The sequence below is a fragment of the Acinetobacter sp. YH01025 genome, assembly GCF_013420185.1.
Lineage (GTDB): Bacteria > Pseudomonadota > Gammaproteobacteria > Pseudomonadales > Moraxellaceae > Acinetobacter > Acinetobacter indicus.
On record NZ_VOYR01000002.1, the window covers coordinates 20,764 to 37,645 of the forward strand.

The 16,882-nt window shown below is 48.5% G+C and carries 13 protein-coding genes; 4 read left to right on the forward strand and 9 right to left on the reverse strand.

What is annotated here, in order from left to right; genetic code table 11:
• Positions 1 to 27 precede the first annotated feature (27 nt).
• Together FTT89_RS02560 and FTT89_RS02565 are read right to left on the reverse strand one after the other, a co-directional pair.
• A complete protein-coding gene (locus FTT89_RS02560) occupies positions 28 to 1,866 on the reverse strand; it encodes an extracellular solute-binding protein (RefSeq protein WP_168395956.1) in 1,839 nt (612 codons plus the stop codon).
• Between the two features lie 27 nt (positions 1,867 to 1,893).
• Positions 1,894 to 5,103 (reverse strand): LysM peptidoglycan-binding domain-containing protein, encoded by a 3,210-nt coding sequence (locus tag FTT89_RS02565; RefSeq protein ID WP_180172660.1) that lies wholly within the window; start codon positions 5,101 to 5,103, stop codon positions 1,894 to 1,896.
• A gap of 206 nt (positions 5,104 to 5,309) precedes the next feature.
• Between FTT89_RS02565 and dnaQ the strand changes: the two genes are divergently transcribed.
• The 3 genes from dnaQ to nudC all read left to right on the forward strand — a co-directional run bounded on the left by dnaQ (position 5,310) and on the right by nudC (position 9,334).
• On the forward strand, positions 5,310 to 6,797 hold the full coding sequence (gene dnaQ / locus FTT89_RS02570) for a DNA polymerase III subunit epsilon (protein ID WP_104505759.1): 1,488 nt from the start codon (positions 5,310 to 5,312) through the stop codon (positions 6,795 to 6,797).
• Between the two features lie 126 nt (positions 6,798 to 6,923).
• The gene (locus FTT89_RS02575; protein ID WP_005179216.1) at positions 6,924 to 8,567 is read left to right on the forward strand and encodes a hypothetical protein; all 1,644 of its coding nucleotides are present in this window, start codon (positions 6,924 to 6,926) and stop codon (positions 8,565 to 8,567) included.
• Positions 8,567 to 9,334 (forward strand): NAD(+) diphosphatase, encoded by a 768-nt coding sequence (gene nudC, locus FTT89_RS02580; protein WP_075167710.1) that lies wholly within the window; start codon positions 8,567 to 8,569, stop codon positions 9,332 to 9,334. Before FTT89_RS02575 ends, nudC begins: the two co-directional genes overlap by 1 nt.
• Positions 9,335 to 9,345: 11 nt before the next feature.
• Here nudC and FTT89_RS02585 read toward each other — a convergent pair whose 3' ends face one another.
• The 4 genes from FTT89_RS02585 to FTT89_RS02600 form a co-directional block, all read right to left on the reverse strand.
• On the reverse strand, positions 9,346 to 10,230 hold the full coding sequence (locus FTT89_RS02585; protein ID WP_104470026.1) for an alpha/beta hydrolase: 885 nt from the start codon (positions 10,228 to 10,230) through the stop codon (positions 9,346 to 9,348).
• Positions 10,220 to 10,903 (reverse strand): BON domain-containing protein, encoded by a 684-nt coding sequence (locus FTT89_RS02590; protein ID WP_016659235.1) that lies wholly within the window; start codon positions 10,901 to 10,903, stop codon positions 10,220 to 10,222. The genes FTT89_RS02585 and FTT89_RS02590 overlap by 11 nt, the downstream gene beginning before the upstream one ends.
• 61 nt (positions 10,904 to 10,964) lie before the next feature.
• Entirely contained in the window at positions 10,965 to 11,387 is a 423-nt protein-coding gene (locus FTT89_RS02595; protein WP_075167708.1) for a YraN family protein, read from the reverse strand.
• Complete coding sequence (locus FTT89_RS02600; RefSeq protein WP_104473186.1) at positions 11,388 to 12,356, reverse strand: penicillin-binding protein activator; 969 nt, start codon at positions 12,354 to 12,356, stop codon at positions 11,388 to 11,390.
• A gap of 11 nt (positions 12,357 to 12,367) precedes the next feature.
• Between FTT89_RS02600 and rsmI the strand changes: the two genes are divergently transcribed.
• A complete protein-coding gene (rsmI, locus tag FTT89_RS02605; RefSeq protein ID WP_180172661.1) occupies positions 12,368 to 13,213 on the forward strand; it encodes a 16S rRNA (cytidine(1402)-2'-O)-methyltransferase in 846 nt (281 codons plus the stop codon).
• 53 nt (positions 13,214 to 13,266) lie between these two features.
• On the opposite strand, the gene FTT89_RS02610 is transcribed toward rsmI, so the two are convergent.
• The 3 genes from FTT89_RS02610 to ubiH form a co-directional block, all read right to left on the reverse strand.
• A complete protein-coding gene (locus FTT89_RS02610; protein ID WP_016659239.1) occupies positions 13,267 to 13,515 on the reverse strand; it encodes a hypothetical protein in 249 nt (82 codons plus the stop codon).
• A gap of 176 nt (positions 13,516 to 13,691) precedes the next feature.
• Positions 13,692 to 14,933, reverse strand: a complete 1,242-nt coding sequence (locus tag FTT89_RS02615) for an FAD-dependent monooxygenase (protein ID WP_168398253.1) — start codon at positions 14,931 to 14,933, stop codon at positions 13,692 to 13,694.
• The gene (gene ubiH, locus FTT89_RS02620; RefSeq protein WP_104499109.1) at positions 14,930 to 16,138 is read right to left on the reverse strand and encodes a 2-octaprenyl-6-methoxyphenyl hydroxylase; all 1,209 of its coding nucleotides are present in this window, start codon (positions 16,136 to 16,138) and stop codon (positions 14,930 to 14,932) included. The genes FTT89_RS02615 and ubiH overlap by 4 nt, the downstream gene beginning before the upstream one ends.
• Positions 16,139 to 16,882: the final 744 nt, after the last annotated feature.

Here is a 16,882-nt window from a genome sequence, read left to right on the forward strand (position 1 = left end):
GCTCAGCATCCTTGTGGCAAAGCCAGCTTATTGTTTACGCAGATACTGGGCTACTTTTTGCGCCCCGGCTGCATCACTCCACCAGTAATCAAGTCCAATGGAAAGTTTTGGTTTTATTTTCGGTTGTTGGTACATATTCCAGTAGGCCAGCCAGTGCTCGCCTTTGCCATAGGTCGGAATCTGGTAATAACCAGCGCGTAATAAGCGGTCCAGCACTTTGGTCCGGACAATCAGCTGCTGGCGGTCAGGCGCGTAAATAATTTTCTGAATGATGTCATCAATGACCGGATTCTTGATGCCGGCATAATTATAATTGCCCGGCTGATCTGCCGCGGCACTGCTCCAGAATTGCGCCTGTTCATTGCCCGGACTTAAGGACTGTGGCAAGACCATGGTGCTTAAGTCAAATTCTGCCCGGCGCATCCGTTCAATATATTGCGGCACATCGACCTGACGGATATTCACCACAATGCCCAGACGTTTTAAATTGCGCACAAAAGGCATTAAAGTACGCTGCAAGCCATCCTGATGAATTAAAAATTCCAGCTGGATGGTGTTGCCTTTCGGATCAAGCAAACGGCCATCCTTGAAGCGATAGCCGGCATTCAGCAGGATCTGCCGGGCTTTGAGCAGACCGCTGCGGTTAAAACCGCTGGCATCACTGACCGGGAATTTCCAGTTGGCCAGCACCCCCTGACGCTGCACCGGATGCAACTGTTTTAAATACGGCTTTAACAGTGCCAGCTCCGCCGCGCTTGGACGACCTTTGGCTTCCAGTTCGCTATTGCTAAAATAACTTTGCAAACGCTGATACTGTCCGTAAAACAGGGCTTTATTCTGCCATTCAAAATCATAGGCATGGCTGAGCGCCTGACGGAAATGAATATCCTGCATCGGTGAACGCCGGGTATTAAACACAAAACTTTGTGTTGGCACCGGGTTTTCATGCCGGAACTTATATTTCACCACCATCCCCGCTTTCACTGCCGGGAACTGATATTCCGTCACCCATTTGCGCGCGGTATATTCTTCATGCAGCGTGTATTGGCCCGACTTAAAGCCTTCAAAGGCCACATCCATATTGCGGTAATAGACAAATTTAAGCCGGTCAAAGTTATAACGGCCCTTATTTACCGGCAGATCTTTGCCCCAATAGTTCGGATTGCGCTTATAAGTAATACTGCGTCCGGCATCAATGCGTTCAATCAGATACGGGCCTGACCCCAGCATCGGCTGCAAGGTAATCCGGCTAAAGTCCTTGCCCTGCCAGTCTTTCTGGGAATAAATCGGTAAGGCCGATAAAATCAGCGGCATTTCACTGTTGTTATCGGATTTAAAGGTCATTTTGACCTGATGTCTGGATAAGACCTCGGTTTTATCCAAATCGGCAATATACATCTGCAAACCCGGATTAGATTTGCTCTGGAAGGTATCAAAACTGAATTTGACATCAGCCGCGGTGACCGGTGTGCCATCACTAAAACGTGCTTTTGGATTCAGATGAAAAATGACAAACTTGGTCTGCTTCGGATCATAAGTCACTTTTTCTGCCAGCAGTGGGTACATCACCCCCGGCTCATCTAGCGAGCTGGTCATGAGCGAATCAAACAGATAATTCACCCCATCGGTCGCACTGCCCTTACCGTTCATGCTGTTCAGGTTGTCAAAAGTGCCATTGCTGGACTGACTCAGTATGCCACCTTTCGGTGCTTGCGGATTGGCATAGGGCATGGCCGCAAGCTGGCTGTATTTCGGGCTGCTGTGCAGCGCGATATACGGCGTGGTCTGCAGCGCAGCCCAACTCCAGCTTGAGGTCAAGGCCAGTGCTGTTGCCACAGCACTCAAGCCATATAAAGATCTGTTCATGCGGTCACGACTCCTTGTGCCCGGCAATTACAGGTTCGGAACCTTGATGATCTCTCCAATACGCAGCTGCGTATTCGGTTTAATCTCGTTCATATCAGCCAGTTCACTGGTTTCCAGACCATAACGGCTGGCCAGCCCAATCAGGGTATCACCGCGCTTGACCTTATATTCCGTTATGGTTTTTGGCAATTGCAGGGTTTGTCCCACTCTTAAACCGGCACGCGGACTCAGGCCATTCAAGGCCGCCAGTTCAGCGACCGAAATACCGGTACGGCTGGCAATGGCATTTAAGGACTCACCGGCTTTAACGGTATAGGCTTCGGTTGCTTTACCGGTGCTGGCGGTGCTCACCGCTGCACTTTCCGCGGCACGGTTGCTACTGCTGTCCAGATCACCTTCAATTTTTAAACGCTGGCCAATCCGCAGTGCAGCAGTACGTGGCAGATCATTTAGTGCGGCCAGATAGTTCAGCTGCAAATGATATTTACGCGCAATACTATTTAAGGTCTCACCCGATTTTACAATATGAATATCAGAGTTTGCCGCAGTTGTGCTGGCCTTGCTTTCTTCCACTGGCACTGGCTCAGCGCTGAGTTTCAGGCGCTGGCCGGTACGTAAACCGGCAGTCCGGCTGATGCCATTTAAACTGGCAATCTGCTCCAGACTCAGGTTATAGCGGTTGGCAATGGCAGTTAAGGTATCGCCCGACTGTACTGTATAACTATCCGGGATGGTCGAACCGGCTGGAATTTTTAAAGTTTGTCCAATTCGCAGGCCGGTATTGGTCGAAATCTGGTTTAAGGCGGCCAGATCAGCCAGACTCATTTTGCTTTGTGCGGCCACACTCGATAAGGTGTCGCCGCGCTGGACAGTATAGTTTTCCGTTTTAATCTCAGCAGTTGACGTACTTGGCGCTGCACGACGACTCTCTGCGGCCGTTTCAGTTTTTGCTTCGGCTTTCGAGTCACTTACAGGCACATTAATCCGCTGTCCAACCAGCAAACTGCTGCCCGCAGTCAGACCCGGAGTTAAGGCTGCCAGTTCTGCATTGGACAAGCCATGACGGTCCGCAATCAGTTTCAGATATTCACCGCGCTTCACCGTATAGCTTTGCGTGGCCACTTTGGTTTCAGCCGCTTTCTGCTCAGCTGCCTTGGCACGCATCTCTGCTGTTTCTTGCAGATTCAGCTTCTGGCCGACAAACAGGCCACTGCTTGTGTTCAGATTATTGTAATCCGCCAGTTGCTTGACCGATAAACCAAACTGATTGGCCACGCCGGTTAAGGTATCGTTAGCTTTAACCACATAGGATTCCGGCTGCTCTTTGGCTTTGGCTGGCGCGGCAGCTTGTGGTTTGGCATCATATAAATAGATGGTGGTACCGGCATATAAAGTCGAGTTTGGATCAATCTGGTTCCATTTTGCCACATCACGCCAGTTCACCCCATTTTTCATGGCAATCAGCACCAGGGTATCGCCGGCCTGTACCGTATAGGTACTGCGCTTGCCTTTTGGCGGCACCACCACCACTTCAGTGTCGGTCTTGATTACGTTCTTGCCCTGGTTCCGCTGGGCTTCATCTGAATCTGGACGGGTGCTATCCGCGACACTTTTCGGGTAAGCAAAACCTTTGGTCAGCTCTTTGCCTTGCTGCTCGGCCACCGACAGACTGGTCTGAATCGCGGTCAGCTTAATTTTGCCATCATAAGGATCGACAATTTCAGTGCCTTGTGGTGCAATTTCTTTTAACTCGGCCACCACCTGCGCCTGTTCAGCCTGAGAGGCCACCGGCTGCAACACCTCTTCTACCGTTTTGTTCTGGTCTTCAGTTTTCACTGCCGCCAGAATCTGTTCACGTTCTGCTGCTGAAATTGGCGGTTCGACCTTCACCGGCTGAATATTCTGTGCCGGGGTAATGGCCACCGGAATACGTGGAGCACTTGGAATATCTGAATTGGCCGCAAAAGAGGCCAAAGCCGATGAACCGCGTGGCGTACTGATCCGTTTGGTGCTGGTTGTAGTCGTGCTGCTAGCAGTTTTGGCTGTGCTCGCTGGTGTAGTCGTAGCAGTACGCTGAGTCACACTGGCCGTCAAAGCGGGTGTGGTGGTTTTTGTAGCTGGGGCACTGGTCGTGGTCTGCGTCGTCACACTAGGACGAGTGTTGCTGGCCAGCAATCCACCACCTTGCAGGTTTTTCAGACGTTCATCGACTGTTGGGCTTAAATCGGCTGGAATCAGAATCCGCATCGGGCTGGCACTGTCAATTCGGTCAGTACGATGGCCCGGGTTCAGCGCATATAACTCGGCACGGCTAAGACCAGTAATATTGGCCACATCATTTAAATTCACCGCACCGACCGTCACTTCACGGAAATGGGGACGGTTGGCAATTGGCGGCAAACGCACCCCGTAGGCACCTGGGTTTTTAATAATTTGCGCCACTGCCAGGAAACGCGGCACATAGTTCATGGTTTCCTGTGGCAATTTCAGTGACCAGTAATCGGTCGGTAAACCGGCAGCCTTGTTGCGGTTAATCGCCTGCTGAATACGGCCCGGTCCGGCATTATAAGCGGCCAGAGCCAGCTCCCAGGAACCAAACTGGTTATACAGGCTACCGAGGAATTCATAGGCAGCACGGGTCGATTCGACCACATCACGGCGGCCATCATACAGCGGGGTCTGTTTCAGACCATAAATACGTCCGGTACTTGGAATAAACTGCCATAAACCGGCTGCAGCAGCGCTACTGGTTGCTGCCGGGTCGTACGAACTTTCAATGACTGGTAATAATGCCAGTTCGGTCGGCATGCCACGGCGCTCGGCTTCTTTAACTGTGTGATACAGATAACGTGAAGCACGCGCACTTAAACGGTCAATATACGGCTGACGTGAAATAAACCAGCCGCGCTGCGCTTCAATACGCGGATTCCAGTGTTCCAGATCCATTTTGAAACCTACGGTCATACGCTTCCAGACATCACCGTGTTTTAAAATCAGTAAACGGTCGCCTTCTACCGCGCGCATGTCGGTGGCCGACAATAAATCTTCCAGTGAATCTAAACTGCTGGCGTCCAGATAACCTGAACCAACCTGACTCGACGTTGACGCTTTGCTGGCACTTTGTGTAGAGGTACAGCCGGTGCTGATGCCGAGCGCGGCCAGCGCTGAACCCAAAACTGTAATTTTAAATAGTGCCGGGACCATAGGCTGCCACATGCGTGTGGTTGGTTTATACATAGGAAATCCAAACAACTCGTCTATAAATTATTTTTTAGATTTGACATTGTAGTGAAGCATCACTACGACACAAGGTTTTACTCTAGCGCGATTCTAATATAAATGTTACAAGAAATTAAAAAATTGACGTCTTCGGCGTTTCTGATCTGCAATTGCGTTATACAATAGCGGCTCGGTTTTTATTTGGCTCTTTTTGGATCTGGCTTATGTCTCAAACAATCACACTATATGTGGATGGTGCTTGTCGTGGAAACCCTGGCTTGGGCGGTTGGGGTGCATATGTCATTACAGAAACCCAGCAGCACAAACTCTATGGCGGGGAACTGGAAACCACCAACAACCGTATGGAGCTGACGGCAGCCATTGAAGGCATTCAGTTCTGCCCGGCAGAGGCCAAACTGATTCTCTGGACCGATTCCAACTATGTCAAACGCGGCATGACCGAATGGATTGCCGGCTGGAAAAAGAAAAACTGGAAAGATGTGAAAAATCCGGACCTATGGCAAAAACTGGATGCCATCTGTCAGGGTCGTGAAATTGAATGGCACTGGATTAAAGGTCACGCTGGCCATGCTGGCAATGAAATGGCCGATCAGCTGGCCAACAAAGGGGCCGATCTGGTATTTGCACAGCAGGTCAAAGTGACGCCGGTACAAATCATTACTGAAGATAAAAGCGCTGAGTCTGAAGTCATCCCGCCGGGCACGGCTAAAAAAAAAGCAGAATCTGACTGGTTGCTCGACGACCCTTTTGGCTTCGATCTAGACGACAGCCAACTAGACGTTGAAGTCGAAGAAGAACTGCTAATGGTGCAGGAGGATCATCTCAGTCTGACCCAGCACAGCATTACCGTGACGCAAACCCTCAGTCAAAATGACAGCCCGAATCAGAACGAAGTCCTGATCCAAGATGAAACCCAGAACCAGAGTGCAACAGCGCCAGCAAACACGTCATCGCATCCCCATATTGTGATTACCCCGGCCACGGTTCAGGCTTATGGTCCACGCCAGCTGATTCTGGATACGGAAACCACCGGTTTTTATTATCAGGATGGTGACCGGATTATTGAAGTCGGCGCAATTGAAATGGTCAACCGCAAACTGACCGGCAGCTCGATTCATATTTATATCAACCCGGAAAAACCGGTCGGTGAATCGGAAGTGGTGCACGGTATTTCGGATGAGTTTTTAAAAGACAAACCGAAATATGCCGAAATTGCTGCGGTGCTGTATGACTATTTAAAAGGCGCGGAAATTATTGCGCATAACGCCACCTTCGATATGAACTTCCTGGATATGGAGTTTAACCGCTGTGGTCTAGGCGATTTATCGGCGGTGTGTGAAGTCACCGATACGCTGATAATGGCCAAAAACAAGCATCCGGGACAAAAGAACTCACTCGATGCTTTAGTGAAGCGTTATGAAATTCCGGCGCGTGACCGTACCTTCCACGGCGCCTTGCTCGATGCTGAAATTCTGGCAGATGTCTATCTGGCCATGACCGGTGGCCAGGTATCCTTTGATATGGATGCCCTGTCGGCCCATCATGAAGAACAAAGCGGTGAATCGGGCCGTCGCAGCATTGAAATGGAATTGCCGGTGATTCTGCCTTCTGCCGCAGAGCTGGAAGCACATGAGAATTGGGTCAAACAATTTGAAGAAAAGCATGGACAGCCCTGCTTTTTTGCCAAATAAAAAAACCGACGATTGTAATTTTTTGTATTTAATCTGTTCCTAGTTCAGTTATAGTTAAGATAAACAGGTCTGCTGTTTTTGCAGCAGGCCCATAAACAGATAAAACACTAGGAAAGGTGCAGATACATGTCTTACCAAACCTCTATTCATTTTGATCCGACTGCGTTACTGATAATAAAAAATGAGGTTGATAATTCAATCAAATTGGTGGAATCCGCAGTCAGCACCTTGGCAGAAGATCAGACTTTACCTTTCGGGATTGATGATGCCCTTAACCAGTTTGAGCAATGTGCCCAGGTACTGGCCCTGATTGATATGTCGAGCCTGGCAAAAATTGCCCAATATTCAGCAGAATTAATGCGCAAGATTATGGGGAATCCGGCGCAAATTAAAACTGAAGACGTGATTGCCTTAAGTGAAGGCACCACCATGCTCAAGCGCTACATCGAATTTATTTGTCTGCGCGAAGTTAAAATTCCACAGTTCCTGCTCGATACCTTAAACCGTCTGGAACGTGCCTTGGGTAAACCACTCACCCAGGAAGGCCAGCATATTGAATCTCTGCTGGACTGTATTCACCCGGAATTCAAATTGCCACAAGCACCCGGTCTGGAAAAATCAGGCTATGTGCATCAGCTGTATAAACTGTCGCTGTACAAGTTACTGAAGCAGGAAGAATCCGAGCTGGATCTGCAAGCCATGAAACTGGTCGGCACCTATTTAGCCGGTCTATCCGCCCAGCATCCAAGCCAACAATACTGGAATCTGGTCTATGTGGCGTTAAACCAGATTGATAACCTGCTGCTGAATGAACCACGTTTACGCACCTTAATCAGTATTGAACTGAATATGCGTCAATACTTTGCCGCACCAGACAGCTTCCAGGCCCAGTTAAGTGATCTGGCCAACATCCTGAGCCTGTGCATTAGCCAGGAAGATCAGGTGGCCCAGCACATCCGCGAACAGCTGAATATTGGTGAAGACCTGCTGACTGACACCCAGTTACAGGTCTTCAGCCGTCATCTGTATGGTCCGGATTTTGAAACCATGCAGACCATCAGTGCTCTGGCGACCAGCGAAATGGCGCAGATTCGCAATGACATCGAATACAACTACCAGAACATGACCCCTGAAAAAACCCAGGAGTTGCAAGCCAAGCTCAAAGATCTGGCCAACATCTTTAAAGTACTGAACCTGAATGAAGCCCACCGTGATCTGCTGGTTCAGGCCGACGCCTTGAGTCAGGCCGAAGTGCTCAAAGAAGAAAGCTTTGCCCAGCAGCTGATGAACACCATTTTATCAGCGATGAACTCGATTGGGGTGCTGGAGCGTCATCATACCTCTAGCCGTTTACAGCTGCGCGTTAACAACATGCACATTTCGCTGGACCGTTTAGATGAAGCGCATGAAGTATTGCTGAGCGAAACCAAAACCTTAATTGATCTGGCTCAGCAGATTCTGGTGCAGCACGTTCAGGATCAGGATGTGCGTTTATTGGAAAACACCTGTACCCAGCTGCGTGAAGTGGCCGGTGCCCTGCTGTTCCTGAATGAAGAAAAAGGCCAGCAGGCGCTGCTGACTGCCGCTGACTTTATCTATCGTAAATGCGAAGCCGGTGAAACGCTCAGTAGTGACGAGCTGAATGCCGTGTTAGACACCTTGGCCGGTGCCGACATGCTGATTGACAATTTAAAAAACAAACAGCCTGTTTTACAGTCGATGTTTGATGTAGCATTGGCAAGTAGCGAAAAACTGAAAGCTGTAGCCTAATGTCTGAACTCTCACTTGCCTATATTTTTCACCAACAGCAACTGCTGGTCGATGAACAGTTTCAACTGCCCCGAGTTGAAAAATTAGCAAGTGACCTGTCTACGGGCAATCAGGTGATTGCCCGCGACTTACTCCCCGATGAGCCCATTCCTGAAGGCTATCAATTATTGCCAATTCGCCAGCTGTTACAGTTCTGGAACAGTGCCGAATTTGAACAGGCCAGCCGTGCAATCCAGTTGCTAGAATGGCGTCGTAATCACCGTTTTTGCAGCCACTGCGGCCATCCAACCGAAGCGCATGCCACCGAATATGCCATGGTTTGCCCGGTCTGCCAGTATCGCCAATATCCACGTGTACAACCCTGTGTCATTACCGTCATTACCCGCGGTGAAGATGAAATTCTGCTGGCCAAAAATGCGCGAAACACCACCAATATGTATGGCCTGATTGCCGGTTTTGTTGAGGTGGGAGAAACCTTGGAAGAAGCGGTACGCCGTGAAACCGCGGAAGAAGTCGGTATCCAGCTAAAGAATATTCAGTATCTGGCCAGTCAGCCCTGGCCTTTTCCAAGCAACCTGATGATTGCCTTTAAAGCCGAATATGCCGGTGGTGAACTGCAGTTACAGGAAGAAGAAATCAGCGACGCACAATTTTTTAAATTTGATCAGCTGCCGAATATTCCATTCAAAGGCAGTATCGCCCATGCCATGATCAAACACGTGACCGAAGGCTCTGCCGTCGCCGACGACAGCAAAGCCTGGCTCTAAAGAGACACTACTCAGGAATTTAGCGTTTCTTCCAGCGCCTGCATAATCGTGTGCTTGGTCTTGAAATAACGGCTAAACAGACTCGATACCGAGCCCATAATACTGACATGCCCGGTGCGTGAAATGGTGATCAGCTGACTATGATTGCCATGCTTGTTTAGCACATGATCAAAATCAACCGCATTACTCAAATGCACAATCTGGTCATTCTCAGCCACCAGCAAATAGTGACGAATGTGATTACTTTCCACAAAGTAATACGGCATCACATCATGATAAGGAATGGTCTGATCAAATGCATCGGCACAAAGCGGATCATCTTTATAGTCAAAATGATAGGGACCAGCCAAGCCAATCGCAGCCCGAATATTGTCTCGGCAGTTCAGCGCATAAGGCTGCGGATGATACAGCACCGACATGATATTAAACGCACCGGCCGAGTGCCCCATTAGGATAATCTGATCAGTGTTAATCCTTAACTCTGCCTGCTGATCATGCAGATAGTTCAGTGCCAAAGTCAGGTCATCAATATAGACCGGAAAAATATTCTGCGGCGCCAGTTGATAATTAATGACGGCAACATCAAAACCCTGCTGGGCAAAAGCTTCGCCAACAAAGCGATAATCTTTTTTATCACCCCGTGACCAGGCACCACCATGGACAAAAACAATTAACGGCTGCTGGGGACGTGGCTGGGCAGTCCGGTACAAATCCAGCTGATGGCGTTCATTCGCTCCATAAGCCAGATCGTTCTCTACCGTATAGCCCTGTCGTGGAGTCAAACGGTTCAGGGCATAACTGCCAAAATCATACAGGCGGAATTCCTGATATACACTTTTGGCCTGAACCAGACGATATTGCAGCTGCGTTTTAAACTGGAACAACTTAGAGCGCATTCGTTGGCTCGATCTGGTCCGGATCAATGGCGACCGGGGTTTGTACATCCGGCTGTACATTCATCATCGGGCTGGCAAAACCAGAAGATGTGGCCTGTGAGGCTTCAATATTGTCAATTAAGGTCACAATTTTGGTGACATTACCAACCTGCTGTAACACCTGATTTAAATCGGCGATTTCCGCATTATTCAAACGGCCCATCACATACAGCACGCCATCTTCGGTGTGAATTCGCACTTTACTGTCAGAAACCACCGGCGCTTTCATAATCAGGCCACGGGTATTGGCGGTCACGGTGGTGTCCTGCATGATGGTGCTATAACCAATCTGGTTGCCCACGGTAATATAGTTGTGTACGGTTTTGACATCGCTCATGGCGCGTACATTGTCTTCCGCCAACTGCTTCAGATGTGCATCTGGCACCTGACCGGTCAGCAATACATTGCCGTGGAAACTTTCAATATTAACGCGTGACTGTTTAAAACGGGCATCCAGCTTATATAAATTAATTTTTGCTGTACGTTCAATGGAGTTATCAATAAAGACCTGGCCAAGTGAGCGTGCGCCACTTTCCGTTCCTACAGGTGCAGAACCCGTACCACTGGAAATAAAACTTGCACAGCCGGATAAACTTGCCACACACAGCACTGTGATTGCGATACGATTTAACACTCAGCAAGACTCCTCATTACTTATTCATTTCTGTTTTCAAGCATCTTTGCTTCAATTCTCTTCAAAGATTAATGAACTCTGAATCAAAAGTAAAAGCATTTTCAATCCATTGCAGATCATACGTGAAATTGGAAAAATCTTGCTGTACTGTTTTTGCAATTTGTTCAGTAAAATCAAAACAAATCACATCAAATCGACAATAAAAATCCTGTAATTGTGCAGAATTGCTCAAATAGGTCAGCGCCGTTTTAATCAGCTTTTGCTGCTTGGAGATGGAAACCACCTCCACCGCCCGGCCATAATCGCTAAAAGATCGCGCCTTTACCTCCACAAACACCAGCTGCTGATCCTGCCGGGCAATCAGGTCGATTTCACCATAACGGCAATGGTAATTGGCCGCCAGAATCTGATAACCCTGCTGCTCTAATAACATTGCAGCCTGCTGTTCGGCCCACTGGCCTAGACGCGCGCGCTGACTGGCCATTTACAGGATCTGCACCAGCTGTTTCTGCTGCACATAGCATTTCGGAATACGCTGAATCTGGTTGTCCTGAATCCGGATTAAACCGGTTCGCCCTTCAAACTCGATGCGGTTTAATTGTGGCTGTTTCAGATAATAATTGGCGATCTGCCAGGCATCTCCACCAAAGGCCACCAGCCGCTGAAAAGAAAAGTGTTCCGCCTTGGCTGCCTGAATTCCGGCCTGTACATCTGCCCAGTGAGACTGATACAAGGCCGGCGCATCACAAAACTGCAGGCCTTGCGGTAACTGCTGCTGTGACTCGACGGCATTGGCCAGGCTGTATAAGCGCTTTTTGGGCAACCTGTTCTGGCGATTGATCCAGCCATTTGAACCCAGCAATAACACCCCCTGCTGATGTTTCAGCCATCTCGGCGGACTGTCCACCACCTCCACCGGATAGTCCAGCTGCGACACCAGAGACATCAATAACAGCTCATGTTCAGCTTCGGTGCCGGGTTCACGCAGAATATACAAATGATTGATCTGATCTTTCTGGAACAGCTGCTTTAAGGTCTGTGCATCATCTTTTTTTGACAGGCTAAACTGTAATACCCGCGGATGCTGCTGGATCACCTCGTTTAAAGCCAGTGTGCGCACTTTGGGCCGCAGCGCAATTAACTGTTCCACATCGGCACGTGCCAAAGGTCCAATCACCACCCGGGTTCTAGCATTAACATGCTGACGCAGTAAGGGACCAATTTTGCGCTGCTCGGAATTAATCAATTTAACCGGCATTTTCTCACCCGATGCCTGATAAGCGTGCATAAAACCCTGCTGAATACTGAAACCGGCTCGCGCCATAGGACCCGATTCAGGTAGAATGACCAGAATCTCGGCCTGGGCAACTGAAAGTCCTGCGCCCAACAGTGCCGTGGTAATGATTACTTTTTGAAGCTGTCTTTTATTGTTATTAATAATTTGCCTAAACATGGAGAAACCTAATGAGTGCTCAGTTATTTGTTGTAGCCACCCCAATTGGGCACTTAGACGACATGACCTATCGGGCGATTGATGTTCTAAAGTCTGTAAATATTATTGCGGCAGAGGATACACGGACCTCTGCTCAATTATTAAAGCACTATAATATATCAACTCCGTTAACGGCGTGCCATGAACACAATGAAAGTAACAAAATTGATATATTGGTTCAGCGCCTGCTGAACGGCGAAAATATTGCCCTGATTAGTGATGCCGGTACCCCGCTAATTAGCGACCCCGGTTTTAAACTGGTCCGCGCCGCCCAAGAACACAATATCCGGGTGATTCCGGTTCCGGGAGCCTGTGCCGCAATTGCAGCGCTGAGTGCCGTTGGTTTACCGAGTGACCGCTTTAGCTTTGAAGGCTTTTTACCGTCAAAACAGTCACAGCGTATCTTGAGTCTGGAAAAACTTAAAGACCAGACCGCGACCCTGATTTTTTATGAAGCGCCACACCGGATTCTGGACAGCGTTAAAGATATGGCCAGTATTTTTGGCACCGAGCGTCCGGTCGGTTTTGCCCGTGAAATTACCAAAACCTTTGAAACCATCAAGAAGATGACACTGGGTGAGCTGGTCAGTTTTATTGAAGCTGATCATCATCAGCAAAAAGGTGAAATTGTACTGGTGGTGGGTGGTGCAACCGCGGAAAAAGATCTGGAGCAGGAAAAGCTGGATCAGCTGCTGACCCGACTATTGCAGGATTTATCAGTGAAAGCCGCGTCACAGCTGGCCGCCGATTTAACCGGGATCAAGAAAAAAGTGGCCTATCAGCGTGCGCTGGAACTGAACCAAAACCGCGATGACTAATCTTGGCTGTTGATTCACAATAAAAAAAGCATCACCGGAGTGATGCTTTTTTCTTATTCGCGTGCAGCCTCATCTGGTGGGACTTCAGTAATTTTTCCCCCACGTGCCAAGAAGGCCGCAATTTCATCTTCTAACGCTTGGCGTTGCTTCTGTTTAGCGGTTACGGTTAAGGTTTCTGCTTCCGCCACATCACCATCGTTTACGGCATCTTCGCTGTCCAGTGCACCTTTTTCAGCCGCTTTTGCCTCATCATCATCGACGGTGGTATCTTCTACATCATCATAATCGTTCATATCCGTCATTTTAATCTCCCCGCAAATGACCTCAATTGAGTCCTGGTGAACGTTGTCATGCAATTAGGAAGAAATTTATCAATCTCTGCGCCTTTCGCCTAGAGGTAAAGACGAAAAAATCGTGTCTTTTTTAACCAAATTCGTAATCATGTATTAATGAATGTTTAAAAAATAACTATTTCTAGCTAGACCGCATACCGCGTGTCTTTCAGCAGATGCAAACCATTGGCCTGCGCCATAAAAGCATCCTTTAACACCGGCAGCTGTTCAACCTGCTTCAAGCCAAAATTACGTCCCCAAACCAGCGGGAATAACTGGGTGCTTTCCAGCCAGCCAATTGCAGACATGCTGTGCATCATTGCGTCATTTTGACCTTTACGACGATGCTCATAACGCTTCAAGGTCTGCTCATGCGCCCAGACCCCACGTGCCCGGTCATGCAGCAGGACATCACACAAGACCGCGGCATCCAGACAGCCAATATTAACGCCCTGCCCGGCCAGCGGATGAATCACATGCGCTGCATCACCAATGAGTGCCAGTCCCGGCTCGATATAGTGCTGTGCAGCACGGGCTTTTAAAGGGAAACGGGCACGTGGTGTAGCTTCCAGCACTTCACCCAACATGTGATGGCTTTCACGGGTCAACAGCTGGGTAAATTCCTGATCGGATAATGCGGCATATTCTTCTGCATAATCCTCTGGTAGCGTCCAGACAATAGATTGCCAATGGCCATCCTGTTCAGGCTTGAGGCTGCTCATCGGCAGGTATGCCAGTGGACCGGTTTCCAGAAAAATCTGGCGCGCCACATGCTGATGTGGCTGGGCAGTTCGAATGGCACAACTGATGCCTGCCTGCTGATAATCCAGCACATCCAGATCAATAAAGGCCTGTTCGCGGACAAAGGAATTGGCCCCATCTGCGCCAATTAACAATTTGGTGCTGAGCTTCGTGCCATCGGCCAGGAAAATATGCCAGACGCCAATGCCCTGCTCAATCCGGGTGACTTTGACCTGCGTGCGATAATCCTGAATCTGCGTCAGCATGGTTTGCTGAATGGCCAGATTTAAAATACTCGGCTCCACCATCGAACCCAGCGCCTGGTCCACTCCGGGTGTTTTTTCTGCCGGCTGACCAAAATTGATTTCGCCATAGCCATTTTTATTCCAGACCTGCATGCCAGTATAAGGCTGCTGACGCGCCAGTTTGTCCCAAACACCGACGGTTTTTAGCAGATGGATGGTGGCCTGACTTAAAGCCAGTACGCGCGGATTGGCCATACTTAAGGTTTTTTCTGCATCCAGAATTGGTGCGGCATCCAGCACCGTGGCCTGCACCCCACCTTGGGCCAGTAATAATGCGGTTAAGCCACCGACCAAGCCACCACCCACAATAACGGAGTCTAATACGTGTGCTGTCTGGTTCATGCTTTTAGTCCCATGGCATAGTTGGCAACAAGCGGTTTAATTCCCGGAATGGTATCAAAGGCAATCAGACCGGTATTTCTGAGCAGTTTCAGCACCGGATTCTGGTTACTAAAGCCGCGTACCACGCTGTCACAGAATTTGATCACGCGCTGCTGATCGGTCAGACGGGATTTTTCATAATCTTGCAGCATGGCGGCATCGCCCAAATCGGCCTGTTGAGCCAGCTGTTCTTTTAAATAACGTACCAACACATAGGCATCGCGCATACACAGGTTAAAGCCCTGTCCAGCCACCGGATGGATGGTATGTGCGGCATTGCCCATCAGTACTACCCGGCCCACGGCCTGTTTTTCTGCCAGCACCTGCGAAAGCGGGAAGCTAAAACGGCGTCCAGTTTTCTGGAATTTTCCAGCCCGATCGCCATAGGTCTGCTGCAAGGCATCGAGGAAATGCTGGTCATTGTCCTCCCCCAGCCATTCATGTTCCGTACCTTTTTTCACCGGCCAGACCACCGAACGACGATATTCACCCGGCAAAGGCAATAATGCCAGCGGACCTAAAGGACTGAAACGCTCAAAACCGACATGATTGTGTGGTTTAGAGGTTTGTACGGTGGTTACAATGGCGACCTGATCATAATCATGTTCATCGACCCCAATGCCTAGGGCTTTACGGCAGAATGAATCGCGGCCATCGGCAGCAATCACCAGTTTGGATTGCAGTTTTAAGACTTCACGTCCACGCTGCGCTTCCAGATAAGCCAGATCTGCATCTTGGGTCAGCGAGGTAACTTTTACCCCATCAATCAGTTCAATTAAAGGCTCTGCGCGCACCTGAGTCAATAACACCCGGCCTAACCAGGCATTTTCAATCACCTGTCCAAAACTTTCGACTTTTTCCTGTTCGGCTTGCAGACGCGCTTTCCCAAAACTGCCCTGCTCGGTAATGTGCACTTCCAGAATCGGGACAGCATGTTCCTGCAAGGCATCCCATAGGCCCAGTTCCTGATAAATCTGTACGCTACGACGCGACAGCGCACTGTTTCGTGCATCAAAACTGGAGTGATACGGGGCAAGATTGGCATCATCATAATTCGGGTATTGAATTGCTTCGAGCAGTTTGACCGCAATATTGGCTTTGGCCAACATGAGCGCCAAACTCAGCCCCACCATACCGCCGCCCACGATGATGACTTCTTGTTGCATGCTTGAATCCTTATTTGTGGTATCTCAAAAGTTTAGATACATCTTAATCATGATTGATTTTATATTACATCAAGGGATTGGATTTTTATAATGATTCGTGTGGATGGCTGGAATTTCTGAGCTTCAGCGCTTGCATGTTCTGACCATAAATCCCGTTTAAAAGATGTTATTCCATAAGATACACTGGAATGGTGTGTAATATAACATCTATACAAAGCCTGGAGCGCCAGACTTAAGCTGACCAAGCGACAACCCTGACGTAGATAAAATAAATTAAAGAATTCGTATCAGCTGTATGCTATTCATTGTAGAAAATTTAAAACATGAAGAAATTAGAACTTATCTTTTTAGTCGTTTTAATCTTGGTTCTGTTGTGGGGCATACAATGGATGTTTCATGGCTTTCCGGCCTCAAGTTAAGTCTTCTATTATTCACTCTAAAAGCTATGCTATAATTTCTTAAAATAATTAGAATGTTAGGATAATAAATGGATCATACTGAACGTTTTATTACGGCATTTTACTACGCTGTCGCCGGGATTTTTTTGGGTTTAGGGTTAGCAATTTTTTCCTCCCTCTATCTCAGTCTTACAATAAGCTCAGTTAAAATTGTAATTTTTACAGTCATTTGCTGTTTTGTTTTAGGCTATGTATTTCCTCATAGCGTTGGCAATATTTTTAAATGGGTTTGACATATTTTCGTTCATTAGTCTGGATGTCTATCTCTATTTAACCCATTAACGCT